28 protein-coding genes and 1 other RNA gene are annotated in these 25,780 nt (G+C 61.1%); 4 read left to right on the top strand and 25 right to left on the bottom strand.

The window, feature by feature from the left end; all coding sequences use genetic code 11:
* Positions 1-8 precede the first annotated feature (8 nt).
* The 6 genes from AC1DXO_RS10900 to AC1DXO_RS10875 all read right to left on the bottom strand — a co-directional run bounded on the left by AC1DXO_RS10900 (position 9) and on the right by AC1DXO_RS10875 (position 4,447).
* A complete protein-coding gene (locus tag AC1DXO_RS10900; RefSeq protein WP_476978165.1) occupies positions 9-1,400 on the bottom strand; it encodes a serine hydrolase domain-containing protein in 1,392 nt (463 codons plus the stop codon).
* Between the two features lie 120 nt (positions 1,401-1,520).
* An RNA gene (rnpB, locus tag AC1DXO_RS10895) (RNase P RNA component class A) lies at positions 1,521-1,917 on the bottom strand.
* A 34-nt stretch (positions 1,918-1,951) separates the two neighbouring features.
* Positions 1,952-2,329: a DUF423 domain-containing protein gene (locus AC1DXO_RS10890; protein ID WP_476978164.1), complete on the bottom strand. Its 378-nt coding sequence runs from the start codon at positions 2,327-2,329 to the stop codon at positions 1,952-1,954.
* 1 nt (position 2,330) lies between these two features.
* Positions 2,331-3,098, bottom strand: a complete 768-nt coding sequence (locus AC1DXO_RS10885) for a peptidoglycan recognition protein family protein (RefSeq protein WP_476978163.1) — start codon at positions 3,096-3,098, stop codon at positions 2,331-2,333.
* Positions 3,099-3,134: 36 nt separating this feature from the next.
* Positions 3,135-3,449 (bottom strand): hypothetical protein, encoded by a 315-nt coding sequence (locus tag AC1DXO_RS10880; protein WP_476978162.1) that lies wholly within the window; start codon positions 3,447-3,449, stop codon positions 3,135-3,137.
* A 320-nt stretch (positions 3,450-3,769) separates the two neighbouring features.
* On the bottom strand, positions 3,770-4,447 hold the full coding sequence (locus AC1DXO_RS10875; RefSeq protein ID WP_476978161.1) for a TerB family tellurite resistance protein: 678 nt from the start codon (positions 4,445-4,447) through the stop codon (positions 3,770-3,772).
* Positions 4,448-4,701: 254 nt separating this feature from the next.
* Here AC1DXO_RS10875 and AC1DXO_RS10870 point away from each other — a divergent pair, with 254 nt between their 5' ends.
* Both AC1DXO_RS10870 and AC1DXO_RS10865 read left to right on the top strand, forming a co-directional pair.
* On the top strand, positions 4,702-5,529 hold the full coding sequence (locus tag AC1DXO_RS10870; RefSeq protein ID WP_476978160.1) for a hypothetical protein: 828 nt from the start codon (positions 4,702-4,704) through the stop codon (positions 5,527-5,529).
* A 98-nt stretch (positions 5,530-5,627) separates the two neighbouring features.
* A complete protein-coding gene (locus AC1DXO_RS10865; RefSeq protein WP_476978159.1) occupies positions 5,628-8,027 on the top strand; it encodes a bifunctional diguanylate cyclase/phosphodiesterase in 2,400 nt (799 codons plus the stop codon).
* On the opposite strand, the gene AC1DXO_RS10860 is transcribed toward AC1DXO_RS10865, so the two are convergent.
* The 12 genes from AC1DXO_RS10860 to AC1DXO_RS10805 all read right to left on the bottom strand — a co-directional run bounded on the left by AC1DXO_RS10860 (position 8,028) and on the right by AC1DXO_RS10805 (position 19,473).
* Positions 8,028-8,303 (bottom strand): type II toxin-antitoxin system RelE/ParE family toxin, encoded by a 276-nt coding sequence (locus AC1DXO_RS10860; protein WP_476978158.1) that lies wholly within the window; start codon positions 8,301-8,303, stop codon positions 8,028-8,030.
* A gap of 3 nt (positions 8,304-8,306) precedes the next feature.
* Positions 8,307-8,540 carry a CopG family ribbon-helix-helix protein gene (locus AC1DXO_RS10855; RefSeq protein WP_476978157.1) on the bottom strand — a complete coding sequence of 78 codons (234 nt, stop codon included), beginning with the start codon at positions 8,538-8,540 and terminating at the stop codon, positions 8,307-8,309.
* Positions 8,541-8,634: 94 nt separating this feature from the next.
* Positions 8,635-9,159 (bottom strand): PH domain-containing protein, encoded by a 525-nt coding sequence (locus AC1DXO_RS10850; RefSeq protein ID WP_476978156.1) that lies wholly within the window; start codon positions 9,157-9,159, stop codon positions 8,635-8,637.
* Positions 9,160-9,168: 9 nt separating this feature from the next.
* The gene (gene metH, locus AC1DXO_RS10845; RefSeq protein WP_476978155.1) at positions 9,169-11,829 is read right to left on the bottom strand and encodes a methionine synthase; all 2,661 of its coding nucleotides are present in this window, start codon (positions 11,827-11,829) and stop codon (positions 9,169-9,171) included.
* A 35-nt stretch (positions 11,830-11,864) separates the two neighbouring features.
* Positions 11,865-12,464, bottom strand: a complete 600-nt coding sequence (locus AC1DXO_RS10840; protein WP_476978154.1) for a hypothetical protein — start codon at positions 12,462-12,464, stop codon at positions 11,865-11,867.
* Positions 12,461-12,859, bottom strand: a complete 399-nt coding sequence (locus tag AC1DXO_RS10835) for a hypothetical protein (RefSeq protein ID WP_476978153.1) — start codon at positions 12,857-12,859, stop codon at positions 12,461-12,463. The genes AC1DXO_RS10840 and AC1DXO_RS10835 overlap by 4 nt, the downstream gene beginning before the upstream one ends.
* Positions 12,856-13,845, bottom strand: a complete 990-nt coding sequence (locus AC1DXO_RS10830) for a D-alanine--D-alanine ligase family protein (protein ID WP_476978152.1) — start codon at positions 13,843-13,845, stop codon at positions 12,856-12,858. The genes AC1DXO_RS10835 and AC1DXO_RS10830 overlap by 4 nt, the downstream gene beginning before the upstream one ends.
* 67 nt (positions 13,846-13,912) lie before the next feature.
* Positions 13,913-15,466 carry a flavin monoamine oxidase family protein gene (locus AC1DXO_RS10825; protein WP_476978151.1) on the bottom strand — a complete coding sequence of 518 codons (1,554 nt, stop codon included), beginning with the start codon at positions 15,464-15,466 and terminating at the stop codon, positions 13,913-13,915.
* Between the two features lie 101 nt (positions 15,467-15,567).
* Positions 15,568-16,632, bottom strand: coding sequence for a homocysteine S-methyltransferase family protein (locus AC1DXO_RS10820; RefSeq protein ID WP_476978150.1), 1,065 nt, complete (start codon positions 16,630-16,632; stop codon positions 15,568-15,570).
* Positions 16,629-17,591 carry a subclass B3 metallo-beta-lactamase gene (gene bla, locus AC1DXO_RS10815; RefSeq protein WP_476978149.1) on the bottom strand — a complete coding sequence of 321 codons (963 nt, stop codon included), beginning with the start codon at positions 17,589-17,591 and terminating at the stop codon, positions 16,629-16,631. Before bla ends, AC1DXO_RS10820 begins: the two co-directional genes overlap by 4 nt.
* Positions 17,588-18,499 (bottom strand): methylenetetrahydrofolate reductase [NAD(P)H], encoded by a 912-nt coding sequence (metF, locus tag AC1DXO_RS10810; RefSeq protein ID WP_476978148.1) that lies wholly within the window; start codon positions 18,497-18,499, stop codon positions 17,588-17,590. Before metF ends, bla begins: the two co-directional genes overlap by 4 nt.
* Complete coding sequence (locus AC1DXO_RS10805; protein ID WP_476978147.1) at positions 18,496-19,473, bottom strand: ArsR/SmtB family transcription factor; 978 nt, start codon at positions 19,471-19,473, stop codon at positions 18,496-18,498. The genes metF and AC1DXO_RS10805 overlap by 4 nt, the downstream gene beginning before the upstream one ends.
* Positions 19,474-19,610: 137 nt before the next feature.
* Between AC1DXO_RS10805 and AC1DXO_RS10800 the strand changes: the two genes are divergently transcribed.
* Together AC1DXO_RS10800 and AC1DXO_RS10795 are read left to right on the top strand one after the other, a co-directional pair.
* Positions 19,611-19,973, top strand: coding sequence for a DUF983 domain-containing protein (locus tag AC1DXO_RS10800; protein ID WP_476978146.1), 363 nt, complete (start codon positions 19,611-19,613; stop codon positions 19,971-19,973).
* A 168-nt stretch (positions 19,974-20,141) separates the two neighbouring features.
* Positions 20,142-20,324, top strand: coding sequence for a YegP family protein (locus AC1DXO_RS10795; protein ID WP_476978145.1), 183 nt, complete (start codon positions 20,142-20,144; stop codon positions 20,322-20,324).
* A gap of 391 nt (positions 20,325-20,715) precedes the next feature.
* Here the strand turns inward: AC1DXO_RS10795 and AC1DXO_RS10790 are convergent, their stop codons facing one another.
* The 7 genes from AC1DXO_RS10790 to AC1DXO_RS10760 form a co-directional block, all read right to left on the bottom strand.
* A complete protein-coding gene (locus AC1DXO_RS10790) occupies positions 20,716-21,054 on the bottom strand; it encodes a transcriptional regulator (protein ID WP_476978144.1) in 339 nt (112 codons plus the stop codon).
* Positions 21,051-21,683, bottom strand: coding sequence for a hypothetical protein (locus tag AC1DXO_RS10785; RefSeq protein WP_476978143.1), 633 nt, complete (start codon positions 21,681-21,683; stop codon positions 21,051-21,053). Before AC1DXO_RS10785 ends, AC1DXO_RS10790 begins: the two co-directional genes overlap by 4 nt.
* 121 nt (positions 21,684-21,804) lie before the next feature.
* Positions 21,805-22,026: a hypothetical protein gene (locus tag AC1DXO_RS10780; protein WP_476978142.1), complete on the bottom strand. Its 222-nt coding sequence runs from the start codon at positions 22,024-22,026 to the stop codon at positions 21,805-21,807.
* A gap of 15 nt (positions 22,027-22,041) precedes the next feature.
* Complete coding sequence (locus AC1DXO_RS10775) at positions 22,042-22,890, bottom strand: SagB/ThcOx family dehydrogenase (RefSeq protein WP_476978141.1); 849 nt, start codon at positions 22,888-22,890, stop codon at positions 22,042-22,044.
* A gap of 10 nt (positions 22,891-22,900) precedes the next feature.
* Complete coding sequence (locus AC1DXO_RS10770; RefSeq protein WP_476978140.1) at positions 22,901-24,184, bottom strand: YcaO-like family protein; 1,284 nt, start codon at positions 24,182-24,184, stop codon at positions 22,901-22,903.
* Positions 24,181-25,062 (bottom strand): TOMM precursor leader peptide-binding protein, encoded by an 882-nt coding sequence (locus tag AC1DXO_RS10765; protein WP_476978139.1) that lies wholly within the window; start codon positions 25,060-25,062, stop codon positions 24,181-24,183. Before AC1DXO_RS10765 ends, AC1DXO_RS10770 begins: the two co-directional genes overlap by 4 nt.
* Before the next feature lie 361 nt (positions 25,063-25,423).
* Complete coding sequence (locus AC1DXO_RS10760) at positions 25,424-25,756, bottom strand: transcriptional regulator (RefSeq protein ID WP_476978138.1); 333 nt, start codon at positions 25,754-25,756, stop codon at positions 25,424-25,426.
* Between the last annotated feature and the right edge of the window lie 24 nt (positions 25,757-25,780).

The following is a 25,780-nucleotide window of genomic DNA, read 5'->3' as shown; positions in this document are numbered from 1 at the left end:
GGCGGCCGTCAATCCGTGCCCCGGCCGGCGGGCAGGCGGCTAGCGATAAAGTCGCTAAGGCGCTGGGCGGCCGGCGGATCGAAATTGCTCAGGCTGACCACGATATAGCCGCTGTTTGGATAGATGCGCAGATCGCCGTTCATGCCGGGCGCGCCGCCGCCATGGCCGATCCGGACCACACCGTCCTGATCGTCGACCTCGAAACCGAAGCCGTAGGCGCCACCGTGATCCGTCCGGATCTGTTCGCTCGCCGCCATGGCAAAACTGTTCGCCGATAGCAATCGCCCGTCCTGAAGCGCCTGGGCGAACTTCACCAGGTCGCCAGCCGTGCTGTAGCCGCCACCGGCCGAAGTTCCGCGATAGGGTAGACCGCCCGCATTGGAGACCCACTGCCCTGCCTGACGGACATAACCCGCCGAGCGGTTGGGCACGGCGACGTCTTCAGGCAGATAACCGGTCTGCGTCATGGCGGCCGGTTTGAAGATATGGGCATCGACATAGTCATAATAGCTCCCGCCGCTCGCCGCCTCGATAATGGCGCCCAGCAGGATATAGCCATAGTTGGAATAGCTGAATCGTGAGCCGGGGGTGAATTCCGGCGCCCTCGCCCCATACAACGCCACATAGTCGTTGAGGGTCTTCAGATCGCCACGGTGTGCATCGAAATCCGGTCCGAAAATGTCGCCGGTTCCACCGCTGTGGGTCAGCAACTGGCGAACCGTCACCCGAGCGGCGATATCGGCATTGGGATAGCTCGTAAGATAAGTCCCGACCGGCGCATCCAGCGACACCTTGCCCTGTTCGACCAGTTGCAGCACGGCAACCGCGGTAAACATCTTGTTCATCGAGCCGATGCGGAACTGCGTCGCGCCCGTGACCGAAGTTCTGGTCGCGCGATCGGCCCATCCAACGGTTCGATCGAAGACGATCCTGTCGCCCTTCGCTACCATGACCTCGCCGGAGAACACGTCATCATGCGCCTGTTGGTCCATGCGCTCCGTGAGGGCGCTCAGCGCCCCCGCCTCGCCCAGGCGCACGACGGCAAATTCCGCCGGTGTCGGGATGGCGCGGATACCGAACCCCTGAATCTGCGGCGTGGCGCCATCGCTCACCTCGACCTCCATCCGCCCGACCGTCTCCGAATTGCGTTCGCGCAACAGGGCGACCAGGTGCAGCGGCTGGCTCTGTTCGACCTTCAATATGTCGAACCCGCCGGTTCGCTGGCTGAAATCGATATCGCGTTCGGGTGGAAGCTGCGGCGCATAGGTGTCGTGAAAGGCCTTGATCCTGGCAGCGTCACAACTGTTGAAGGCCTCGAGCCACAGGCCGGTCAGCCTGCCTGCGGGCGTATCGGGCACCGGCACATCGGCCCATGCCGGCACCGCCAACAGCAAGGTCATGACGCCTGCGCATATCCTGACGATCGCCCGCATTCTTGCCTCCCCGACATTTACGGATAGCATCGTTACGCAAGCTTGCAGGCATTTGCGGGGCGGATTCCCGACTGCGCTGAAATAAATTGGACCAGATGACCTGTAAGCCGGGTTCTGTACGACCCAAAGTCTGAGACTTCAGATCGTGGCGATCATTCCTCTAGGCCGCCCGTTGCCGGACGGCTCACGCGACCTACCCGAACGGTCCGGGGCGGTAATGCCCTGTCTGCGTTGCCGCAAACGCGCCGTTCCTATTTGGTCTTGCTCCTGACGGGGCTTGCCTTGCCGCTCCCGTTACCGGCAGCGCGGTGCGCTCTTACCGCACCCTTTCACCCTTACCGTGCACGCACGGCGGTTTGCTTTCTGTGGCGCTATCCCTAGGGTCACCCCTGGCGGGCATTACCCGCCGTCATATTACCGTGGAGCCCGGACTTTCCTCGAAACACCCCTGGTGGGGAAATTCCGCGACCGCCCGGTCATCTGGCCCGAAAGGCTTGTGCGACACTATGACGGAAAGATCAACTCTTCTGCGTCCGGATGGCGCCGATGGCAATGCACAACCAGCCCAATATAGCCATCAGGCCGCCCAAGGGGGCCATTAAGGGAATAATCAACCCCGGCATCGCCGCATGAATGGCAATCTCGGCGGCGAACAGGCCGCTGCCGACCAGCAGCAGGGCGATGGCGGCGCGTTTATAAATGCCGCCGAACCGGACCTGCGTTGCCACAGCCATGGTCGCCAAGGCGTGAAAGACCAGGAACTGTCCCCCGATGACCAGGGTTCCGGCTGCCGGCGGATGCGATCCCATGGCCATCATGATGCACCCGGCGAAGCCCCACACGCCGGCAAAAAAGTATGGCAGGACCGACTCCTGCTGCGCGTCCGTATTCGCCATCTTAAGCCTCCATGAGAGAAATGTGCCGCAGCAAGGCCATAAGCCGTACGCGCAGGCCTGCGTCTGCGCGGCCCTCCAGCTCGGTGCCGATCTGTTCCGGCAGCCAGTGACGCTGAAAGGCGCGCACGACGGTCGCCGTCTCGTCGTCATAGGGCCCGCCGGGCAAAAGTTTATAGCCGAGCTTGCCCAAGGCGCCCTGCAGGACGAACACACCCGGTCCGGCATCACCGATACCCAATGGCGGCCCCATGACACCTTCCGGCGGGAGATCGGGGGAATTGAACGAGTCCGGCCATAAACCGTGGCCCGCCTCAGCCAGGGTCTTCCAGGGAAAACGTTCGCCCGGATCTTGCTTGCGCTCGGGCGCTATGTCGGAATGCCCCAGAATCCGCGCGTCGCTAATCTCCCAACGTCCGCGTATGGCGTCGAGCAGACCTGTGACCGCGTCGATCTGCACTGGGGGGAAATCGCGATAGCCGAATTCATGACCGGGATTGACGATCTCAATGCCGATCGAGAGGCCGTTGATGTCGGTTGCGCCCTTCCAGAACCCGACACCGGCGTGCCAGGCGCGCCGTTCTTCCGGCACCAGCCGATAGACGCTGCCGTCCTCGTCGACGCAGTAATGCGCCGAGACCTTCGCTGCCGGATCGCACAGGCGCTCCAGCGCCTCATGCCCCGTCGGCATGCCGGTATAGTGCAACACCACCATATCGGGGAGTGTCGTGCGTTCATTGAAATTTGGAGACGGCAGTTCGATCAGGGACATAGCTCTGGTCTAACCGCATAGTCGGTCAGGCACCAGTCAGTAAACGGTCCAGGTCGAGCCTTTTTTGCGCGCCACGATCACACCGTCGCTACGCACCCTGACCTTGGCGGGCCGGCGAGTCACGGCAGCCATACCTGCCATCAGCGCAAAAGCGATGACGCTGGCCACCACGACCGAGGCGGCAAATACAACCAGAAGGGCCACGCCAGCCAGAACAGCCAGGCCGACAAGGGTCATAACCATGCCATACAGGATGCGGGAGATCAGATTCTTGCGACGCACCTGACCCCAAGGACGATAGGTCCGCTGGATCTGGGAAAACGCCGCAAAGGATGAGTCTTGATCGGACATGAACTTTTTACACCTCACACACAGGATGGAGAGATCCTGCATCAGTACAGATTGGCACGAAATCGCCCGCCGTCAACTGCCACCAAGGTTAACAAGGGAAATTTTAATATTTTTTTAAGCATGGCTGTTAAATTTTCAACACTCAGACGGGCTTTTTCCCTTTTGAAGACATCAATTTTCCGTAAGGGCCAGTAGCTAGATAAAGCTCAAACGCCGCCGCACGGGCGGCCCCGATGGCTCGCCGCAACGGCGGCGACGGCCAAGGGACGTTTTCTGGCGCCCTTGCCAAGCGCGATGTCGCATCGCCATCGTGCTTGGAATTACATCAGGGCGCGTTCGCGGCTGATCTGGTCGTAGGCGCGGTTGATCATCGCAGTTTTCTGCGTGTAGACGGTCTCGAAGTCCGCCGGCAGGCCGCGCGCCCTGATACGATCCGGGTGGTATTCGGTCAGCCGATGGCGCCGCGCCAGGCGGATATCATCGTCGCTGGCCGACGGCGTCAGGCCCAGAATGTAATAGGGATCGTCCTCGTCCGGCGCGACATAGCCTGCGCGCACGCGGCGATAGACCGTCATGGGCAGACCAAACAGGTCGGCAACTTTTTCGAGATAGGATTCTTCCTCATGGCTGAGGTGCCCGTCCGACACGGCGATGTGAAACAGGCCTTCCAGCACGTCTTCGAGAATTTGCGGGCAGGCGGAATAGCGTTTCGCCAGGCGTCGGGCGTAGGATTCGAAGCCCAGGCTGGTCTGGCGCGCCAGATCATACAGGCGCAGAACATCGCGGCGCCCAGCTTCATCAGGCTGAAAGACGTGCAGAAAAGCCTTTTGTTCAACCTCGTGTGCCAGACCGTCAGCCATGGCCAGCTTGGCGCCCAGCGCCGTCACGGCCGTGGCAAAGGCCGGGTCCGCGCCCGGCGGTCCCTTGGGACATTCGCTGCATTCGGCAGCGTCGAAGTGGCGGACAGCAAGCTGGGCCAGATTCTTCCAAAACGACATGAACGCTCCTTGGTACACTCCTTGGCCTTCCCACCTTAGTCGAAAATCACGTCGCGTGGTCTAAAGTTTTTGTAACCATGGAAACATGTGCGCTTTTGCCGCGCAATTTGCTGTCAGCATGGCCAGAGTCAGCGTGCCTGCGACCCTGCTCGCAAAAAGCCCGCCGATTTTTTGCCTTGGTTGCTGTATATGAGATGTTTTTGTATAAGATCTGGCGGCACAAGACCTGGCAGCCGCCCTCCCGGAGTTAACTCTTGCGTTTTCCCAGTTCGTCCGCCCTTGCCCTTACTGCCGCCCTGGCCGGCTGCCTGCTGATGACAGGCCTCACCACCGCCCCGGCCGACGCCAAGGTCCGGCGTCACAAGGCCGCAGCCACGGCGCGCGCGAACCCGCCCGTTGCAACACCGGCGGTGAATGTGGCAATCGAAACGGGCTTCAATCCCGACGGCACGATTCATGCGCCCGTCATCGAGGACGCGCCGACCGACGACTATCAGCGCGTCGCCTGGTGCCACGGCGTCCTGTCCGCCGATATGGAACTGGCTGACCAGATCGATTCCGTCATGCCTGTCGACACGACCCTGATGACGATCGGCAAGTCCTATCTGCGTGCCTACGAGGCGGCCCTGACCCTGTCCGGCCAGGGTGAGACCGAAGCCCGTCACAGGCTGGCGGAGCAAGCGCGGCAGGCAGGCTATGACGGCTGGAAGGGCGCCCGGGCGTCCGATATCGACAAGGCCGCCGGGGCCTACGCGACCTGGCAATTGCCGGGCGACTGCGAACACGCTGCCCTGCGCCTGTCCGGCCATCCCAATCTGTTTGCCGAAATGGCCACCGACGAAGAGGTCGACGCCATCGCCATGGTCATGACGTCCGGCGGTCCGCATAACTATGACGAACTGCCCAAGCCGATCCTGACCGCCCAGACGGTCGACCCGGTCGATCCGGACGCCCCCATCGCCACCAATACCCTGGGCAAGCGCGCCAACCAGTCGCGCGCCCTGCCGAAGTTGCCGCCTGTTCCAGCGTCCGGCGTTGCGCCGGCCTCTTCGACGGCGAGCGGTGACAAGCCACAAAGCTGAACACATTTTGCGAATTTGGCGCTGAATCCGCAAAGCGTTAAGCGTTTTGTATGCCTTTTTGTGTAACTGTCAGGACTCAGATCGTTATCGAGCTCCTAATGTTCCGCACTCTGTTCTGCATTCGTGACCAACACAATCCGGGTCTGGTTGTCCTGGCTGCACTCATTTGCCTGACCGCCAGCTTCGCCGCCATCCATCTGATGCAATGGGCGCAGCGCGCGGACAAGTCGGAACGTCTGAAGTGGCTGTGCCTGGCTGGGGTCGCCACCGGCTTCGGTGTTTGGGCCACGCACTTCATCGCCATGCTGGCCTATAATCCGGGCGTGCCGTTCAGTTTCGACATTACCCTGACCTTTCTGTCCCTGGTGGTTGCCATTGTCGTTACCGGATCCGGCCTGGGTCTGGCCGTCTACCACCCGTTCAAGGGCGCGACCTGGACCGGAGGCGCTGTCGCGGGACTGGGCATCGGCGCCATGCATTTTCTCGGTATCGCTGCCGTTCAGGTCGCTGCGCGCATCCAGTGGGCACCCGATCTGGTGGTTGCGGCCCTGTTGCTGGGCGCCGGTCTGGCGTCCTACGCCACGGCCATGGCCGCGCGCGCAACCCGCCATCTTCATACGGCCGCCGCCGCCGGCCTTCTGGTGCTGGCCATTGTCTCCCTTCACTTCACGGCCATGGGCGCCCTGACGGTCGTGCCCGATCCGTCGCGTGGCGTGTCCGGCATAGCGCTCAGCCCGACCCACATGTCGACGGTCATTGCCACGGCCGCTTTCAGCGTGCTGCTGGGCAGCCTGCTGACGGCGCTGTTCGGCCAAAAGCTCAAAAGGGCGCGCTCGGAATCCGAAGATCGCCATCGCCTGGTCTTCGAAAGCCTGCAGGACTATGCCATCTGCATGCTGGACGCCGAAGGCAATATCACCGACTGGAACCGCGCCGCCGAGACCATCAAGGGCTATACCACCGCCGAGATCGTCGGGCGCAACATCTCGCTCTTCTATCCGGAAGAAGCCCAGAAGGCCGGCGAACCGCGCTACATCCTGCAACTGGCCCTGGAACACGGCAGTTACCGCGAGGCCGAGGCCCGGCAGGTGCGCAAGGACGGTTCGATTTTCTGGGCCGACCTTGTCGTGACCGCGCTGTATGATCAGGACGGTAAACATATCGGCTTTTCCAAGATCACCCGTGACATTACTGCCCGCAAGGATGACGAAGCGCGCATCAACCACATGGCGCAGCACGACGCCCTGACCGGCCTGCCCAATCGCCTGCAATTCCTGACGATGCTGGAACAGGACCTGGCCCTGGCGGACGCCCGCGACGAACATGTGGCTGTGATCGGGATCGATCTCGACGGCTTCAAGGAGATCAACGACCAGAAGGGCCATGCCACCGGCGACGAAGTCCTGCGTGTCCTGGGCGACCGTCTGCAAGCCCTGATCTGCGGTCATGAACGCGTCGCCCGCGTCGGCGGTGACGAGTTCGTGGCCGCCAAGCGTCACAACGACATGCGCGACCTGCAGGCCTTTCTCGACCGGCTGACCATCGCGCTGAACGAACCCATGGCGATCGGTGGTTTCGAGGTCCGTCCGGGTGCCAGCCTGGGCGTCGCCATCTATCCACGCGACGGCGATAGCCGCGACGTCCTGCTCAACAATGCCGACCTGGCCATGTACCGCGCCAAGTCGAGCGCCACGGAGAAGGTGTGCTATTACGAATCCAGCATGGACGAAATGGCGCGCGATCGTCGCAACATCGCCCGTGACCTGTGGCAGGCGGTGGAAAACGAGGAATTGCGCCTGCTGTACCAGGTCCAGCGTTCGGTCACCGACAATATCATCATCGGCTACGAAGCCCTGGTCCGCTGGCAGCACCCGACGCGCGGCCTGATCCCGCCGATCGACTTTATCTCGATCGCCGAAGATTGCGGCGCCATTATCGATATCGGCAAATGGGTGCTGAAAAAAGCCTGTGAAGATGCGGCCTCATGGAGCGGCGACATCAAGATCGCCGTCAACCTGTCGCCCGCCCAATTGACAGATCCGGAACTGGCGACCTTCGTTCATGAGACCCTGATCCGCACGGGCCTGTCGCCGCGCCGTCTGGAACTGGAAATCACCGAATCGATGATCATCGCCGACCGGACGCGGGCGCTGCACATCCTGCGGCAACTGAAGAATCTGGGCGTCACCATCGCCATCGACGACTTCGGCACCGGCTTCTCGTCGCTCGATACACTCAATGCCTTCCGCTTCGACAAGATCAAGATCGACCGCTCGTTCCTCAAGGACAGCGAAAGCAATCCTCAGTCCAAGGCGATCATCCGTGCCATCCTGGCGCTCGGTCGCAGCCTGGAAATCAAGGTCCTGGCCGAAGGCGTGGAGACCAGCAAACAGCTCGAACTTCTGAAGCTGGAAGGCTGCGAGGAGGCCCAGGGCTACCTGTTCGGCCGCCCGGAAGGCATCGACGCCGCCGAGGCTCGTATGAAGGACGTGGGCTGACTAACGGTCTTCGCGCATGTGCCAAATGCGTAGAATAGCCAGTGCATTCGGCAGGACTTCATAATGCAGTTCGTAGTCGGACACGAATAGCGACCTTACCTCGCGCGGCGCATATGTTTCTACCCGATGACCGGCCCGCGGATTGTCAGGTATTTTTTCGACAGCTGCCACAATCGCTCGGACCCGTCGGCCGGCAGCGTGCGGATTGGCATCCTTCAGAAACGTGTGAAGTCGCGCCAGGTCGCGCCGAGAGGCCGGCAGCCACTGGATATTCATCGGCTATTCAAGCCCCTTCGCCCAAGCCTCTATTTCGGCGTGCTCGATGAAAAGCCCTTCATCAACCTCTTTCAAAGCTTCGAGTATCATCTGATGACGGCGTTCTTCCAGGCTCACCCAATCCCGAAGGGCCTGTTTGACGATCCATCCGCGCGGTCGCTCCAGACGCTCAGCCGCAGCGTCGACCTGTTCTGCCAGGTCAAGCGGAATATGAGCGGTAACAGTGCGGGTTTGCATGATCGTGTTTCCTTGGACGAAACACGATCACTTTAAAATCATGTTTCGTCAATCTGATTATTTACGATTCAAATGTAATCAAGCGGTTGTGTCGTCACACGAAGCCCTCCAACCTGACCTCATAATCCCGCGCTGCGTCGACCAGCATCTCCAGGTTTTCGGCCGAAGTCGAAAACCATGCCGAGGCGCCATCCTTCAGCCGCAGAACAAGCCTGTCCTGCTTGAGTTCCAGGCACGCAATCGCTCGCCAGGCAATGTCCCTCGGTTTTCGGAACCACCGGCGCAAATGCAGGCCTGACCGGGAAATTGTGACGCTTTCCGCATTGTACCAGTGCAGCATGACCACACCAAACAAGGCGAACCCCGCCACCGTGCCCGACCAGGGCAGAATCTGATCCCAGCCTCGCCGCAAAATGTCACCATAAATGCCGAGGCAAAAATACAGGACGGCTTGAAGAAGCGTGACGACGGCGACATAGGCGCAACTGCGTTGCTGACGCACGACATGGTCCAACCGGCCGCCGGCGAGCAGCGGCGTCAGCCATATGGGCAATACGACACTGGTCGCTTCGCCGCCGAGAAAAGCCGAGACCTCGAACCAGTGTCGATAGTCGATCATAGACAGCCTCTAAGGCACATAATTGAGAATCGGACTCAACCACCGCTCGGCTTCTTCAACCGTCCAGCCCTTGCGGCGTGCGTAGTCGGCGACCTGGTCTTTCTCGATCTTGCCGACGCCGAAATAGTGGGCCCTGGGGTGGGCGAAATAGAGCCCCGACACCGAGGCCGGCGGCGTCATGGCCAGGCTTTCGGTCAACTCCATCCCCGTCCGCGACCGCGCATCCAGCAGATCGAACAGCGTCCACTTCTCGGTATGATCGGGCTGGGCCGGATAACCCGGCGCCGGGCGAATGCCCTTATACTGTTCGGCGATCAATCCGTTGATATCCAGGTCTTCGTCGGCGGCGTAGCCCCACAGTTCACGCCGCACCTTCTTGTGCAGCGCCTCGGCGAAGGCCTCTGCGAGACGATCGGCCAGGGCGGTCGACAGGATGGCGTTATAGTCATCGCCGGCTGCCTTGAACTTTTTCGCGATCTCCATCTCGCCATGGCCGGCGGTCACCGCGAAACCGCCGATCCAGTCCGGCGTGCCCTTCGGCGCGATAAAGTCGGACAGGGCCAGGTTGCTCTGGTCGGCGCGTGGCTTCTTCATCTGCTGGCGCAGGGTGTGCAGGGTGGCGATGACCTGCGACCGGTCCTCATTGGCAAAGACCTCGATATCGTCGTCGCCAGTGCTGTTAGCCGGCCAGAAACCGACCACGCCAGAAGCCGTAAACCACTTTTCGTCGAGGATCTGTTTCAGCATCTCCTTCGCGTCCTTGAACAGACCGCGCGCCGCCTCGCCCACGACATCGTCCTCGAGGATAGCGGGATATTTCCCGGCCAGTTCCCAGGTGGTGAAGAACGGCGTCCAGTCGATATGGTCGGCCAGGTCGGTCAGGTCATAGGGCGAAAACGTCTTCAGCCCCAGGAAGGACGGCGCCACGGGTGCTTCCGCCGCCCAGTCGATGCGGAAATGGTTCTGCCGCGCATCGCCCAGGCTCGAACGCGGTGCGCTGTTGCCCTTGCCGTAGGACTCGCGCACCTTGACATATTCGGCTTTCGTCGCCTCGACAAAACCATCGCGTTCGGTGTCGCTGAGCAGGTTCGACACCACGCCGACGGCGCGCGATGCGTCCAGCACATAGACAACCTGGTTGTTGAGATAGCCGGGCTCGATCTTGACCGCCGTATGGGTCTTGCTGGTCGTCGCCCCGCCGATCAACAGCGGCACCTCAAAGCCCGTGCGCTGCATTTCGCGCGCCACGAAGACCATCTCGTCCAGCGACGGCGTGATCAGGCCCGACAGGCCGATCATGTCAACCTTGTGCTTGCGCGCCTCCTCCAGGATGCGGTCGCAGGGCACCATGACGCCCAGGTCGATGACCTCGTAATTGTTGCACTGGAGCACGACGCCGACGATGTTCTTGCCGATATCGTGGACGTCGCCCTTGACGGTCGCCATCAGGATCTTGCCGGCTGCCTGGTAGCTGCCACCGGCCGCGACATGGGCCTCCTTCTCGGCCTCCATATAGGGCATCAGCCAGGCCACGGCCTGTTTCATCACCCGGGCCGACTTGACCACCTGGGGCAGGAACATCTTGCCGGCGCCGAACAGGTCACCGACGACGTTCATACCGGCCATCAGCGGCCCTTCGATGACATGCAGCGGCCGCTCGGCCTGCAACCGGGCCTCCTCGGTATCGCTATCGATAAACTCGGTAACGCCATTGACCAGGGCATGCTTCAGCCGCTCCTCGACCGAACCGTCGCGCCACGCCAGATTGACCACCTGGACCTGGCCCTTTTCGCCCTTGTACTTCGGCGCGATGTCGACCAGATATTCGGTATTGCTGATATTGTGACGCTGCGGCCGGTTGAGGATGACGTCCTCGACAGCCTGGCGCAATTCCGGGTCGATGGCGTCATAGACCGGCAGATCGCCGGCATTGACGATGCCCATATCCATCCCGGCCTGGATGGCGTGATACAGGAACACCCCGTGGATCGCCCGGCGCACCGGTTCATTGCCGCGGAAGGAAAACGACACGTTCGACACCCCGCCGGATACCCGGGCATAGGGCAGGGTCTGCTTGATGATGCGCGTGCCCTCGATAAAGTCGACGGCGTAGTTATTGTGCTCGTCGATCCCGGTGGCGACGGCGAAAATATTCGGGTCGAAAATGATATCTTCGGGCGGAAAACCGACCTCGTCGACCAGGATACGGTAGGCGCGAGTACATATCTCGACCTTGCGCGCCGCCGTATCGGCCTGGCCGGTTTCGTCGAAAGCCATGACCACCACCGCAGCACCATATTTCAGGCATTCGCGGGCGTGGTGGCGGAAGATCTCCTCGCCTTCCTTCATCGAGATCGAGTTGACGATCGCCTTGCCCTGGACGCACTTCAGGCCAGCCTCGATGACCTCCCATTTCGACGAGTCGATCATCACCGGCACGCGGGCGATATCGGGCTCAGCGGCCAGCAGGTTGAGATAGGTCCGCATGGCCACTACGGAATCGAGCAGGCCTTCGTCCATATTGATGTCGATCACCGACGCCCCGGCCTCGACCTGCTGGCGCGCCACGTCCAAAGCCGCGGCATAGTCGCCCTCGACGACCAGCTTGCGGAACCTGGCCGACCCGGTCACGTTGGTGCGCTCGCCGATATTGATGAAGGTAGGGGTCATGAAGGGACTTTCGCGTCGTCGTGTGGGGCGGCCCGTCAAAGCTGCCAATAAGGATTTCCGGATTTATACCTGCGCGCCAGGCTTTCAATTGGCGCATAGGCGGCATTGCAGTCGTCCGAAGCGTAGGGAACGGCCTCCATGTCACGAATGAAGGCAAGGAAATCCGGGTGGAAGCGCAGGACACGCAGCCCGTAGGTTTCAAAGCCCTCCTTGGCGCTGATCCGGGCGGGCTTGCCCTTGGCGTCGTAATAGGACTTGGTCTTGCCGCTCATGAGGTATTCATGGGTGTGCAGCATCCACTGGGCGAAGATACGTACAGGCAGGATGCCGGCCTGAAGAAATTCCCATTCCTGCAGCTGCAACACCCAGAAACTGTTAAAGAAGTATTTGATGTCGTATTCGGAAAGGGTCTTGTCCGAGCGGTAAAAGCGAAGGTCTATGTCGTGACTGAGCCGTGTCAGTTCGGCATATTTTTCGGAAAACGTCAGATAGGCATCCAGCGACTTTTCTTTGGTTGATATGTCGAACCCGGCTCTGACCTGGCGATAGGCGAGGAGAATGGCAAAAATAGCCGCCGTGGTGTAGATGCCGGTGAACATCAGGGTCATCATGAAGATGAGGTGGTCAGACATCATGGGGTTTGGTCTTCCTCATACATGCCAGGCTCTGTCTCTAAAACGCCTACGCTCGCTGCCAACCGCCGAAAGGCCGGCTCGAGCCATCCCTTATCGTGCACCAGGGCCAGGGGGCCGTCGAACCAGCGTCCCTGAGACACCCAGGCCGACATATTGGCCCACAGCACGTAGGGATTATCGACTTCAACTGCCGCGTCGAGATGCTCCCAGTCCGGCGGGTAAACGACTCGGTCCTCGATGGTGCGATAGATTACGTCGGGTATCTCAAAACGGTTGATGGCGCGACAAAACCGGTCTTCCAGATCGAGGTCTGCACCAAGGTCGGCCGGCGTTAAAGACCTGAGGTCATCTGCCCTGGCGATCAATTCTGCCGCCCAATCCGCGTGATCCGTCACTTCCGCGCCCTTTTCACAGCCAACTCTATCTGCCCATTGAGAAAATCGACAAAGGCGATCCCCTGGGCCTTCAGTGACTTCGGGTACAGTGACGCCTTGGTCAGGCCCGGCAGAGTGTTGGTTTCAAGATAGACCGGCCCCTTATCCGAAATGATAAAGTCCGAACGCGAATAACCGCTGCACGACAGCGCCCTGTGCGCCTTGATCGCCAGGTCCTGAAGTTGCGCCATGATCTCGGGCGCGAACCGCCCCGGGCAGATTTCCTGCGTCCCGCTGGCGAGATATTTGCTTTTGTAGTCGAATACGCCATCCGCCGGCACGATCTCGACCGGCGGCAGGGCGATCAGCGACCCGTCGGCCTGTTCCAGCACGCCGCAGGTCGATTCCGCGCCCGTAATGAACGGCTCGATGACATAGGGCGTTGCGGCGGCGGCCCGGCGCACGGCGTCAAGGTCCTGGGTCGTATTGACGAAGATCAGTCCAAAACTCGACCCGTCCTGCGACGGCTTGGCAACCAGCTTGCCATAGTGACTCAACGCCTCATCGATGTCTTCAAGCGCGATACCGGCGGGCGCCACAACCCCGCCCGCCGCCGCAAAAACCTTGGCGCGCACCTTGTCGAAGGCCAGGTTCGACGATGCCGACCCCGATCCGGTGAACGGCACGCCGCGCATTTCGCACAGCACCTGGAATTCGCCGTTTTCCGGCGATCCACCATGCAGTGCCAATACCAGCACACGCCCCTCGTCCGATGCCCGGTCCATGGCCTGGGCGACCGTGCCCAGAACCTCGCCATCGGCCGTAAAGGCGAACTCGAACGGCCGCTGATGGCCCATAAGCGACTCGCGCGACGTGGCGTGAACCCGTCCGTCAGCGTCCCAGAACCACAGATCGGCGGCCGGCAAGGCGTCGGCGATCGCCTGGGCGGTGGCGGTGGAGACCAGGGCTTCGCGGCTGTTGCCGCCAAAAAGAAGGGTTGTACGCATGCTATGTTCCAAGGCTTGTGGCGCAGCCTTATTAGAGACTGGATCCTGTCGCCACAACCCCGTTTTGTCAGGCTTTCAGCGATGCCTGACGTTGAGCGATCAGGTTGACGACGCGGTGGCTGGAGAGGAAGGCGCCCTGCTGCCACGAGGTGATGTGGCTGAGGTGGTCGCCGGCGAAATAGATCGGGCCGTCGGGCTCGCTGAGCAGGTCATAGGCCGCGCGGTCATCCGTCGCCAGATCACCGGCCAGGCCCAGCGTATAGGGCATCTGGCCCCAGTGCACGATGGTCGGCGCCTTCATCTGGGCGGATTGACCGGGGTGCAGTCGTTCGACCGTGTCGCGGGCATAGGCGATCTGATCCGGCATGGACCGCGCGGCCATACGACCGTCGAAGGCATAGCCGGCGATCAGCACGCCCTGCTCGGCATGGAAACGGTCGGACGGATACCAGGTCATGAAGGTATCGCGCTCGGTAAAGGACAGGCCGCCGTAGATTTCGTCATTGCGTTCCCAGAAGCGCGGGCTCTGGAAGGCGATCTTGTAGCCGTCGAAATAGATGTCCTTGTTCTTGGCAATCGCCGCCTTGACCGGCTTGGAGAAATCGTTCTCGATCCCCGCCAGCACCGGCAGCGGTATGGTGCAGATACAGTAGTCGGCGGCGATCATGTCGGGCTGGCCGGCCACCTTGTCGTAGTAATAGATCTCGACGCCTTTGCCACGCTTGCGGATGCGTTTGACCTCGCAACCCTTGCGGATCACCTGGCCCAGCCGCGCCTCGAAGGCGACGGGGATACGATCCATGCCGCCAACCGGCTGTTGCATGGTCGCCTGGAAGGAGACGTCGTCGGCAAAACACGCCATGGCCTGGACAAAGCCGTCGCCGCACACATCGAATGGCAGGGCGGGATTGGGTTTGGCTGATTGGGCGCCTGCGCCTGGCGGTACGCCATAGCCCGCACTTTCGGCGCCGGTATAGGTCAGGGCCTCGGTCAATCCGCCCCAGGGTTTCAGCACGTCAAGCATCTTCTTGCGGTCATCGCCGCTAAAGACGTCGTCCAGCGCGCCCTTGTTGGTCGCCTTGGCCAGAAGTTCGGCGAGATGGCCGCGATAGTCGTAGATGGCCTGGCGCATCGAAATCGCCTTGCCGCCATTGAGCCGATCGGACTGGATGCGCGCCGGACCGGTCCAGTTGACCTCGGTCTCCATGGCGACGCCGAACTCGCGGCAATAGCCGAGCGTCAGATTGTGATGGCTCGGAATCCGCGCCGGACCGGCGTTGAAATATTGCCCTTCATCGAACTGGCAGATCTGTTTGGTGCCGTCGGTAAATTCGATCTCCGTACCCTTGCGGACGGTGAAGTTACGTCCGCCGGCGCGATTGCGCGCTTCCAGAATGGTGCACTGATAGCCCGCCTTGCCCAGTTCATAGGCTGCAGACAAACCCGCCGGTCCGGCGCCCAGGATCACGACCTTGACACCCTTGCCCGAACCCGGCGCAAGGTCGGGAACCGTCGCCGCTTCGGCCACGCTGGCAAAGCCCATGGCCTGCATGGCGCTGTATAGTCCCGCGCTGCCGGTTACTGCCGCGAAACGCATCAATATCTGCCGTCGTGTTGTCATGTTCAGCCCCTTTTGATTACGATTGTGATCGATCGCTATCGCAGCGGCGAAAGCCTGACCAGCCTTACTGACGCCAAATATCGCCGACCTTTCGCCAGATTTTACGCCAGTTCGAAAGGCTCCAGTCCGGCCAGGCGCAAGGCCCTGGGTCGTTCCGGTATCTGCCGCGGCGTCACACCCCGGACTTCGTCGGCCACATGCTTGATATGGTCGGGCGTCGTGCCACAGCACCCGCCCAGAATATTGACGATCCCGTGCTTGGCCCAGTCGTGCAGTTCGTGCGCCGTCTCGTGCGGCTGCTCGTCATACTGCCCCATGGCGTTGGGCAGGCCGGCATTGGGATAGGCGGCGACCAGACAGTCGGCGACCCGCGACAGTTCTGCAATATGCGGCCGCATCAGGTCGGCGCCCAGAGCGCAGTTGAAACCGACGGCGAAGGGCTTGGCGTGCTTGACGCTGTTCCAGAAGGCCTCGGCCGTCTGACCCGACAGGGTCCGCCCCGACCGGTCGGTAATGGTGCCGGAAATCCAGATCGGCAGCGCGTCCTGGGCCTCATCCTCCAGGTCGAGGATAGCCTTGATCGCCGCCTTGCAGTTCAGCGTGTCGGTGATGGTCTCGATCAGGTACATATCGACCCCGCCGGCATAGAGAGCGGCGATCTGCTCGCGATAGGCCTGATAGACCTGGTCGAATGTGACCAGTCGCGCACCGGGATCATTCACGTCCGACGACATGCTCAGCATCTTGTTGAGCGGCCCGATCGAGCCCGCCACAAAGCGTGGCTTGTCAGGATGCTCAGCCGTCCAGCGATCGGCGATCTGGCGAGCGATCTTCGCGCCTTCGAAATTGATATCGATGCAGTCCTGCAGCGACAGCCCGTAGTCGTCCTGGGCGATGGTGGTCGCCGAGAAGGTATTGGTCTCCGAAATATCGGCGCCGGCGGCATAATATTGCTCATGCAGGTCAGCGATAATGTCCGGCCGTGTCAGGCATAATATATCGTTATTGCCCTTCAACTGGCCATTATGGCTGGCAAAGCGGTCAGCGCGGAAGTCCGCTTCGTCCAGGCCACGGCGCTGGATCATCACGCCCCACGATCCGTCGAGGATGAGGATACGTTCCCTGGCCGCCTGCTTCAGCGCGGCAATGCGTTCGGCTCTTGTCACTGTTGTATCTCCGATGCGCTGACACCGATCTGCCTAAGCACAGAGGCGTCCTGCTGCCGCTTCAGCTCCGCCTCGAAAGCGGCCTTTGCCGTCGGCAGAAAGGCCTGGAATTCGTCCGGATCAATGAACGGCAGGGCCTTGTCTTCCGGATATTTCGCCTTCAGGCTGGCCTGATACTTGGCTTCCATATGGGCAATATCGGGATGGTTCGCCAGGAAGATATCCGGCCGGATGCCGGCAAGGCGATCGAAGGTAATACGATAGTCGCGGACGATGGTGGGATAGTCCTTATTGTCGACGAGCACATTGCCGGCCACTGTCGTCGAGCCGTAGAACAGCACACGCAGCGGCGTGCCGTTATTGACCGCCGTCATGGTCCAGCAGGTATCACCCTTGGTATGGCCGGGTGTCAGGTGCGCCATCAGGGTCATCGACCCCAGGTTCAAGGTGTCACCCTCGCCGACGATGCGGTCGACCTTGACGGGCGGAAAAGGTCCCGGACCGTAGATATTGTCGCCGTCGCGCCGGCCGTTTTCGAGCGCGAAGCGATCGCCGGCACTGGACACCACCTGGGCGCCCGTATCGGCCTTGATCTGCGCCATGGCGCCGACATGGTCATAATGGGCGTGGGTCTCGACGATATAGCGGATGTCCTTTAGCTCGAAGCCGAGTGCCTTGATATTGGCTTCGACCTGATCCGCGACGCCGTCGGGGCCGGAATCGATCAGGATATGCCCCTGATCGGTGGTGATCAGATAGACCCCGACGCCCTGGGTGCCGACGAACCAGATATTATCGACGATGCGATAAGGCTTATGCGGGGCGCGCCAGGCAGGATCGTCCGGCAGGACATCGGCCTGAGCAGGCGCCACAAATACGGGCGCAACGACGGCGGGCGCGGTCAATCCAAGCAGGGCAAGAGCGAAAAAGACTTGTTTCGTGAAAAAGGCGGGCTTCATAGAGACGCTTCCTTAAGACCGAGTATCCGGCAGATGGCGAATACCAGATCGGCGCGGTTGAGGGTATAAAAATGGAAGTTCTCTACGCCTTCACGCTCCAGTTCAAGACACAGTTCGACCGCGACCGCCGACGCCAGCAGTTTGCGCGTCTCGGCGTCATCATCAAGGCCATCAAACAGGCCTTCCAGCCATTCGGGGACCTGCGCCTCACAGGCCTGGGCCATGCGGCGCAGACCTTTGAAATTGGTCACCGGCATGATGCCGGGCGTCAGTTCGATCTTGATACCGGCATCGGCCACGGCGTCGCGATAGCGCAGATAGGTCTCCGGTTCGAAGAAAAACTGGCTGATGCCGCGCGTCGCACCGGCGTCGACCTTCTGGCGCAGCACGTCGAGATCGAAGGCAGCGCTGGGCGATTGCGGGTGCTTTTCGGGATAGACACCGACACTGACTTCGAAATCGCCGATGCGCCGGATCGCCTGCGTCAGTTCGGTGGCGTTCTGATAGCCGTCGTTGCGCGGCGTGTAATCACCCCAGCCCGAGGGCGGGTCGCCGCGCAATGCCACAATATGGCGCACACCGGCGTTCCAGTATCCGCGTATCACCTCGTCGACCTCTTCGCGCGACGCCTCGACGCAGGTCAGGTGGGCGGCAGGCTTCAGCCCCGTCTCATCCAGGATGCGCTTGACCGTGCGGTGGGTACGCTCACGCGTCGACCCACCGGCGCCGTAGGTGACCGACACGAAGGCGGGGGTCAGCGGCGCCAGGCGCGCGATCGAGGCCCACAGGGTCTGTTCCATCTCTTCCGTCTTGGGCGGGAAGAATTCGAACGACACCTTCAGATTGGCGCCGCCCACAGCCAAAGCGCGGGCTATGGGGGCCAGTTTTGGATTTAGGGCGGGGCTCATGAGGCAACCTGACTGAAAACGGGAGAGCGGGTGAAGCACCACAGGCCGACGGTCAGTCCGTCCGGCGTGTCGCTTTCCAGCCATGTGACTGTGCCGTCGCCGGCGAATCCAGCGGCGACGATGATGTGACGCATGTCGTCCTCGCTGAACCCGAGACGACGGTGCTGGTACTTCTCGCGCATGACCTCGAGATCATGATGGGCGAAATCGACGATCAGCAGCCGTCCGCCCGGACGCGTGATCCGCCCGGCCTCCGCTACAGCGCGCGCCGGATCGCTGAGGAAGTGCAGCACATGATGGATAACGACCAGGTCGGCGCTGCCGCTTTCCAGCCGCGTGTCATAGATGTCGCCGTGGCGGAACTCGACGTGATCCAGCGCCACGTCGTGCGCCTTGACGCGGGCGATGTTGAGCATCTGCTGTGACAGATCGAGCCCGATGGCGATTTTCGCCTTGTCGGCCAGCAAGGTCAGCATGCGCCCCGACCCCGTGCCCAGATCGACCACTGTATCGTAAGGCTGGCGCGACGCCATCTCGACGACACGCTGCTCCACCGTTGCTTCACCGACATAGTGGCGGCGAATCTCATCCCATTTCGGCGCGATGGTTTCGAAATAGGCCTCGGCCGACTGGCGCCGCGTCTGTCGAACGGCTTCCAGCGCCTTCAGGTCACCGGCAAAGCTGTCATCCAGCAGTTTCAGGATCGCATCCAGCAGCGGCCGAACGCCCGGCGCGCCGGACAGGCGGTAAAACACCCAGGCGCCGTCGGGGAAACGCTCGATCAGCCCAGCTTCACTCATCAGCTTGAGATGGCGCGAAATACGCGGCTGGCTCTGGCCCAGTATATTGACCAGTTCCATCACCGACAGCTCTTCGCGCGCCAGCAATCGCAGCAAACGCAGGCGCGTCGGTTCGCCGGCGGCCTTGAGCGCTTCGAGCAGGCTGTTGAAATCGGTGGGCGACGGATCAGTCATATAATCATATAAAGATATCTTTATATGATTTTGCAAGTGGTTTTTTATTCCTACCCTGCCTGCGGCAGCATATCACATGGTGAACGGCTGCGTCGCGGCCTATATAATGGCCTGCAACGACTCAAAGGATTGAACTCATGGCCAGGGACGGCATCAAGCTCGGCACTGCACTTATGCGCGGCCTGCAACGCAAATGCCCGTGCTGCGGTCAGGCGCCGGCCTTTCGCGGCTATCTCAAGGTGGTCGATTCATGCGCCCATTGCGATACGCCGCTCAGCCTGTACCCAACCGATGACGGCCCGGCCTATGTCACCATTATCCTGATCGGCCACCTGATCATTGCGCCGACCTTCCTGTTTCCCGCCTTTTGGGAAAGCCCGTTGACCATCGTCCCCTATCTGGTTGGCGCGATCGGCGCGGTGACCTTGATCGCCCTGCCCTTCGTCAAGGGCGCCTTTCTCGGCCTGCTTTGGTATCTGGGGCTGAAACAGATTCGTTAGAGCTCAAACGCCGTCGCACGGGCGCCCCCGATGGCTCGCGCAAACATGCGCGGCGGCCGGTCGGCCTTGCCAAGTCCTATCGGACCTGGAATCTTCATCTCGTAACGGCTTGACAGTCTTCGCCATCGGCGCGAAACGAGAGTCCGTTTCACGACAGGGAGTGCCATCATGGCCCACAAGTTCGAAATCCGCAAAAACAAGGCCGGCGAGTTCGTCGCCTACTTTGTGTATAACGGCGAAAGCATCTTCTGGACGGAAGGCTATTCGTCCAAGGCCTCGGCCAAGAACGCCATCGAATCGGTCAAGAAGAACGGACCCGAGGCGGAAGTTGAAGACAAGACGGTCGACTAGAGCAAAATGACTTTAGGTAGAATCGTCATTTCGCTCTAACTTTTTGTTTTGTCGCGCAATTTAACCGAAAAGTGGCGTCCACTTTATCGGATTGCGCTCTAATCCGTCCTGAATAACCAAAAACAACAAAAAGGCGGACGCTTCCCCCCACTCGACCGGGAAGCGTCCGTCTTTTTTATCCGCAGCCCGCAGACTGCGCCGGGCGTTGCCCGTCCCCCTGCCCCCCAGAACCAGGAAACGCCCATTGGTTTCAGGCGTGCCGGAAAACCAGCCCTGTGAGCCTATCCCAAGCCGAAAATCTTTTCAAGTCAAAGAACTTTTCAAATGAAAGTTTAGCGTCATTATAACACCGCAAATTCTAAATTTAATATAGTAAAAACAATAGGAAAATTTATTTTTTACTGCGAGTTACGTGGTCCTTTGTCACCTCGGGGACGGCATCGATAATCGCGCGCAAGGCGTCCAGATAGTCGTGCAGTTGCTTCAGGCCACGCGCCGTCAGCTGGATCGAGGTGCGACTCTTGTTGTCGATATGAAATTTCGAGGTCTTGACCAGTTTTGCGTCTTCGAGTTTTTTGATGGCCACAGACAGGGCGCCATCGGACAAGCCCAGTTGATCGCGCAATGAGACAAAATCCATCACCGACACATTGGCCAGGACAGTCAGGATGCTCAGCCGCGTCCGGCCGTGGACAATCTCATTCAGGCGGGAGGGATCAGGCGAACTCACCGGACGGCCCTGCGTGCGCCCACCCAGAACAGCAAACCTGGCGTGGTCAGCAGAGTCAGGCATGCCGACGCGAACAGCAGAGGCCGCCAGAAGTTGTCGACCACGAAAAAGAAGAGGACGGCCACGACGCCCCATGCCCAGGTCGGAATCAGCAGCCATGTCTTGCGGCTGGCCATGGCGGTCACGCCCATGGCGCTGGCGAACATCAGGCTTTGCATTCCACTCACCACCACGGGCTCGGCGGCATGGCGAAACATCATCCCGCCGACCAGAACCGGCATGCTGAGACATATGGCCGTCCACACGGCAGTGATCGCCTGGAACTCTTGTTTCAGGATCTTGGCCGTTCCCATGACCCTGACGATAACGAAACTGCCGATATAGCCCGCCAGGCCATTGATAATGAATATAGGCAGGTCGGGCAGGTCAATAATCTGGGCCGAGAAGTTCCACAGACCGGCCAGGGCGCTGACAAAACCCCACCACGCGATGACCGGACCGCCGGAGATAACGACCTCGTCATTGCGGCGAATGAGCTGGCTGAGCTCCTTTAATTCGTCGCCCATCAGGTAGAGATCGTCCGCTGTCGGCTTGGGAATGAGATCCTTGAATGGGTCGTGCCCCGCCATGTTTTGATGCCCCGCCACGCTTGATGCCCCGACACGTCTTGATGTCCGTCGTCACATAATATGACTCCGCCGGCCGCCACTAGGCAATCTTAATATTCAGCCCGGCTTTGGAACGGACCGCCTACTGCATCGGTCCCCGAACGGTCGAGTCGTCGATGGACCGCCGCATTTTCGCGACATGGATATCGACGCAGCGCCTGAAAGCGGTCTCGACAATTACGGCCATGTCGACCATGCCGGCCTCCCTGGCCAGGACCTGGACGTGGCGCAGCAGGTCAAGGATGGCGGTGGCCGAGGCGGTGGTGCCGCCTTCATCCGGATCCGATTGTTCAGACGTCTTCATAGAAAATTCCCCGGTTTATGAATTAGGTCTTGCGGCACCGCCGCCGGCCAGAACCACGGCGACAACGGCCTCGTCGGCACCATCGACGGCCAGCAGCCGCTCCAGTTCCGCGTCATAGAATGAGCCGTAGGCCAGGGACGGCAGGCCCAGCGCCGTCGCCGCCAGCAGCAGGTTCTGGCAGATGTGACCAGCTTCAAGCACGGCAAAACGGTAGCCGCGCGCGCCGTACTTCGTCATGGTCCGCGCCAGAACGGCCGTAATGATGAACGCGCACGGCGGCGCTGTCACATCCTTCGCCGCCTCCACCGCCGCGAAATCCCCAACCGGCGCGCCATAGTCGACCAGACTATGGGTGCGGGCGTCGTAACGCAGCGCGGCGCACCCCGGCTGCACGACATAGATCTCACACGGATACAGCGCTCCGGCAGAGGCATAGGGGCGCAGGTCAAAAGCGGCGTCAGCCACACCCGGTACAGGCTGCTTTGCATTGGTCCTTGCCGCCAGGGCCAGCAGCGCACTCAGTTGATCGCGCTCTATCGTTCCGCCAAGATCGCGCCGTCGCGCTGAGCGCCGTTGTGCCAGGACCGCGCCTAGACCATCACCGAGGCAGGTCGCGCACGCCTCGACCTCGGGCAGCGGCTCTACAACATCGAATGCCCCGGGCCGGCGCAGTTCAAGGGCGCTGTGGATGTGCCTGGGGTCGCGCAGATATTGGGCGATCCGGCGTTTGCGCCGATCCATATCGGCGCGGTGAAAGCGTGTCAGTTCCTGCGTAATCTCGACCTGTTCGTGGACGTGCGCCTCCAGATCAAAACTACTGGGGTGAAGCGCCAGGGGTATCAAGGTCTGGGTGTTCAGCGTCATGATCGGCCCTTCACGGAAACGGATGGGGATGCGGATTGAGCGGCCCGTCACCCAGGCCCCAGGCCCGCCGCCACTGCGCCAGGCGACGCGTATGCGGCACGCCTACGCAGTCGGCCCCAAAGATAAGCGGCTGTAGTCCGGGCACGACAACGCGCACGACCTGCATCTCCAGCGTTTCGACGTCGGCCGTCGTGACATTGACCATCGCCGGCGAAAAACCTTCCCTGTTCAGCGCTGCAACGATGTCGCGCAGGGCTGGCACGGGATCACGGATGAGGTCGTCGAGCACGACACGGTCGGGCGAATCCAGCAGGCCCTCGACGATCCGAAACCGTTCCGGCGGCCGGTAATAGACCAGGTGGTCCGACGGCTGGCGGATATCGCGCGCCTCCTGGATCCGCGACATATCGCGCCCCGACGCTGTCCAACTGTACAGGCCCTCGCACACGGCCTTTTCGACGGCGCGGATTATCGACGGCGAAGCCGCCGCCGACACCACGCCATGCCCGGTTTGGGACGTTACGACGCTCATCACCACATGGACGCCGCAGCTCCGGGCCAGGTGATACAGCCGCACGGACAGCCGATCGGATGTCAACGCCCGGCGCACCGCCAGGTCCAGCCGGCTTAATGCCGTGGCGGCATCGAGACGCGGCGGCTTGCGCTGCAGCAGCCAGAAGCTGGCGAAGACGTCGCGTTCGATCATTTCGCACAGGGCGCTGAGACACGCCCCTTCCGTCGTATTGCCACAGGCCAGGCCGGTCGAGTCGTTCTGGCAGATCACTTCGCCGTCCTGGGCCGGAACGTAGCCGAGCCAGGTCATGGCCGCCGGAACCATCACCGCATGGCCGTGCATCAGGTCGACACCTTGCGTCCACGCCCGCGGTGACTCCGGACAATAGGCCTGGACGTCGCTTCGCCCGGGGCGGATCAGCCGCGCCAGATCCAGTATCGGCGCGTTGAGAGCCCGGGCACTGGCCGTGACCAACTGGTCGGGCCAGTAGATCGACGCGGCATAGCGTTCCAGCGCCTCCCCGATGGCGGCCCAGCAGGCGGGCTGGCGCGCAAAGGCAGCGCCTGTGCCGCGCTCGATCGTGCGGACGGTACTGCGCCGGTTGGCCCGAAAATAGGCCGGCGGGGCAATAACCGCATGGGCCAGCCGGATGCCGAGGCCTTCGCGGGCGGGTGGTTCCTCGACGATACGCTCGATCAAGCCATAGCGCGGTGACACGGCCCGCTCCATGACACTGACCAACTCGCGCGAAAAGGCGCCGACAGCCGCGGCGATTTTCATGACGCGTCCCCACATACTGAGCCGCAGACCGGACAACGCGGCAGCCGCAGGACCTTGCTCCCCGAAAAGTTCATCTTTAGCATGTCGAAACACCACGCCATGCCGATCTCGGTATCGACATGCGCGCCCAGGGCCCAGCGTAACAGCTCCGTTCCGGCCAGGAGGGCGGCAAACTCTGCGAGACAAGGACTACTGGCCGACGATCCGGCGGTTTCGCAAGCGATGTCCACAAAACCTTGCCGCTGCAAGGCCTGGCCGCGATGCCAGGCACATTCCAGGCAGCCCGTAGAGCCCGGCACGATCATCGGCCCCCAATGCACGCTGGACCGGTCCAGCCATACCGGCAGGAAGGCCTGCCCCTGTACCACGGCCGTCCGGTTACGTTCGCGCAGCCAGTCCATATTGGCATGGTCACAGGCCGCGATCCTGCAGGCCGCGACCTTACCGGCATTCAGCTCATCTTCGTTGCGAACCGTGAAACCGGCGCCACGCAAGCTGCGGGTCAGCGCTGCGTGCAGACGCCCGTTTCCCTCTATCTGCATGTCGGGCAGAACCGAGGTTCGTTGGACGCCGGCATAATGGCGCAGCCACTCGACCAGCGGCTCCTGAGTGGCGCAGTGCGTATCTGTCGTCAGGATGCGTCTTTGGCACAGGACGCCGACCATTGCCTCCACGGCCTGCCGTTCGTCCGGCTCGGTCGACAAGGCCACCAGGGCGTCCCCGGTGGCACCTTCGCGGCATTGCCGCGTTACACGGCGCACCAGCCCCACTGGATCACGCATGGCAAAATCGCTGCCCGGAGCCCGAAACCGCACTGTCCCATCGTCATGTTCAAGAATATCGACCGCAGGGTCGATGACCAGTCTCGCCGTATCCATGGAATGGCCCCCAGATAGCCTTCAAGATCCGCACTGAAGAAAAAAGGCGTTTCCCCCCTCTCGACCGGGAAACGCCCCGCAGTTTACAGGCAGCAACAGCAGAGATCGTACCCGCCGAGCAGCCCGTCATCAGCGCTTCCGTCCAGTTCGACGATTTCGAAATATCCAGCCATATCCAGTCCCCTTCACTGTAACCAGCCACCAATGACCGGCATGGTTAACCTATCTGCAATCGATTAACTTATCAAGCTTAAGAACTTAAATAATTTAAGTAATACGGTAATATGATAACACTATACTTTGAATAACAAGCTGTATCTATTTTATTTATTGGCCTGGAAAAAATATTTTTTGCGAGTGACTACTCTTCCGTCGGCGGACGATCCTCATGGGGAATGGTCGCCATAAGTTCCTTCAGTTCGTCAAGATAGGCGTAGAAGGCCTTGCGCCCTTTTGACGTAATCTTGACGGTTGTCCGACTGCGTCCGGCATCGCTGCGTCCTTTGGCCAGTTCGACAAAACGCACCTCTTCAAGCTTTTTCAGCGCCAGATGCAGGCTGCCATCCTGCAGGCCCAAACGGTCGCGCAGTTCGACAAACTCCATCGAAGATTCGTTCGACAGGGCGGTCAGGACCAGGAAGCGATTGCGTCCATGGATGACATCATCGATTTGCGTCGGTTGATAAAGGCTCATACCAGATTCAGTCTACCCATTACG

This window comes from Asticcacaulis sp. P2_C5 (genome assembly GCF_056404555.1).
Note: the sequence above shows the minus strand (reverse complement) of the source record. Positions and strands in the feature narration are given on the sequence as shown.

Excerpts from the sequence above, each read along its gene's own strand:
- metH (WP_476978155.1), bottom strand. The coding sequence starts at position 11,829 with ATGACCCCTACCTTCATCAATATCGGCGAGCGCACCAACGTGACCGGG.
- AC1DXO_RS10765 (WP_476978139.1), bottom strand. The coding sequence starts at position 25,062 with ATGGATACGGCGAGACTGGTCATCGACCCTGCGGTCGATATTCTTGAA.
- AC1DXO_RS10885 (WP_476978163.1), bottom strand. The coding sequence starts at position 3,098 with ATGTCCCTGATCGAACTGCCGTCTCCAAATTTCAATGAACGCACGACA.
- AC1DXO_RS10770 (WP_476978140.1), bottom strand. The coding sequence starts at position 24,184 with ATGAAAATCGCCGCGGCTGTCGGCGCCTTTTCGCGCGAGTTGGTCAGT.
- AC1DXO_RS10775 (WP_476978141.1), bottom strand. The coding sequence starts at position 22,890 with ATGACGCTGAACACCCAGACCTTGATACCCCTGGCGCTTCACCCCAGT.
- metF (WP_476978148.1), bottom strand. The coding sequence starts at position 18,499 with ATGAGCCCCGCCCTAAATCCAAAACTGGCCCCCATAGCCCGCGCTTTG.
- AC1DXO_RS10780 (WP_476978142.1), bottom strand. The coding sequence starts at position 22,026 with ATGAAGACGTCTGAACAATCGGATCCGGATGAAGGCGGCACCACCGCC.
- AC1DXO_RS10900 (WP_476978165.1), bottom strand. The coding sequence starts at position 1,400 with ATGACCTTGCTGTTGGCGGTGCCGGCATGGGCCGATGTGCCGGTGCCC.
- AC1DXO_RS10875 (WP_476978161.1), bottom strand. The coding sequence starts at position 4,447 with ATGTCGTTTTGGAAGAATCTGGCCCAGCTTGCTGTCCGCCACTTCGAC.
- AC1DXO_RS10785 (WP_476978143.1), bottom strand. The coding sequence starts at position 21,683 with ATGGCGGGGCACGACCCATTCAAGGATCTCATTCCCAAGCCGACAGCG.
- AC1DXO_RS10795 (WP_476978145.1), top strand. The coding sequence starts at position 20,142 with ATGGCCCACAAGTTCGAAATCCGCAAAAACAAGGCCGGCGAGTTCGTC.
- AC1DXO_RS10805 (WP_476978147.1), bottom strand. The coding sequence starts at position 19,473 with ATGACTGATCCGTCGCCCACCGATTTCAACAGCCTGCTCGAAGCGCTC.
- AC1DXO_RS10850 (WP_476978156.1), bottom strand. The coding sequence starts at position 9,159 with ATGATCGACTATCGACACTGGTTCGAGGTCTCGGCTTTTCTCGGCGGC.
- AC1DXO_RS10830 (WP_476978152.1), bottom strand. The coding sequence starts at position 13,845 with ATGCGTACAACCCTTCTTTTTGGCGGCAACAGCCGCGAAGCCCTGGTC.
- bla (WP_476978149.1), bottom strand. The coding sequence starts at position 17,591 with ATGAAGCCCGCCTTTTTCACGAAACAAGTCTTTTTCGCTCTTGCCCTG.
- AC1DXO_RS10800 (WP_476978146.1), top strand. The coding sequence starts at position 19,611 with ATGGCCAGGGACGGCATCAAGCTCGGCACTGCACTTATGCGCGGCCTG.
- AC1DXO_RS10760 (WP_476978138.1), bottom strand. The coding sequence starts at position 25,756 with ATGAGCCTTTATCAACCGACGCAAATCGATGATGTCATCCATGGACGC.
- AC1DXO_RS10880 (WP_476978162.1), bottom strand. The coding sequence starts at position 3,449 with ATGTCCGATCAAGACTCATCCTTTGCGGCGTTTTCCCAGATCCAGCGG.
- AC1DXO_RS10860 (WP_476978158.1), bottom strand. The coding sequence starts at position 8,303 with ATGAATATCCAGTGGCTGCCGGCCTCTCGGCGCGACCTGGCGCGACTT.
- AC1DXO_RS10840 (WP_476978154.1), bottom strand. The coding sequence starts at position 12,464 with ATGATGTCTGACCACCTCATCTTCATGATGACCCTGATGTTCACCGGC.
- AC1DXO_RS10865 (WP_476978159.1), top strand. The coding sequence starts at position 5,628 with ATGTTCCGCACTCTGTTCTGCATTCGTGACCAACACAATCCGGGTCTG.
- AC1DXO_RS10890 (WP_476978164.1), bottom strand. The coding sequence starts at position 2,329 with ATGGCGAATACGGACGCGCAGCAGGAGTCGGTCCTGCCATACTTTTTT.
- AC1DXO_RS10855 (WP_476978157.1), bottom strand. The coding sequence starts at position 8,540 with ATGCAAACCCGCACTGTTACCGCTCATATTCCGCTTGACCTGGCAGAA.
- AC1DXO_RS10825 (WP_476978151.1), bottom strand. The coding sequence starts at position 15,466 with ATGACAACACGACGGCAGATATTGATGCGTTTCGCGGCAGTAACCGGC.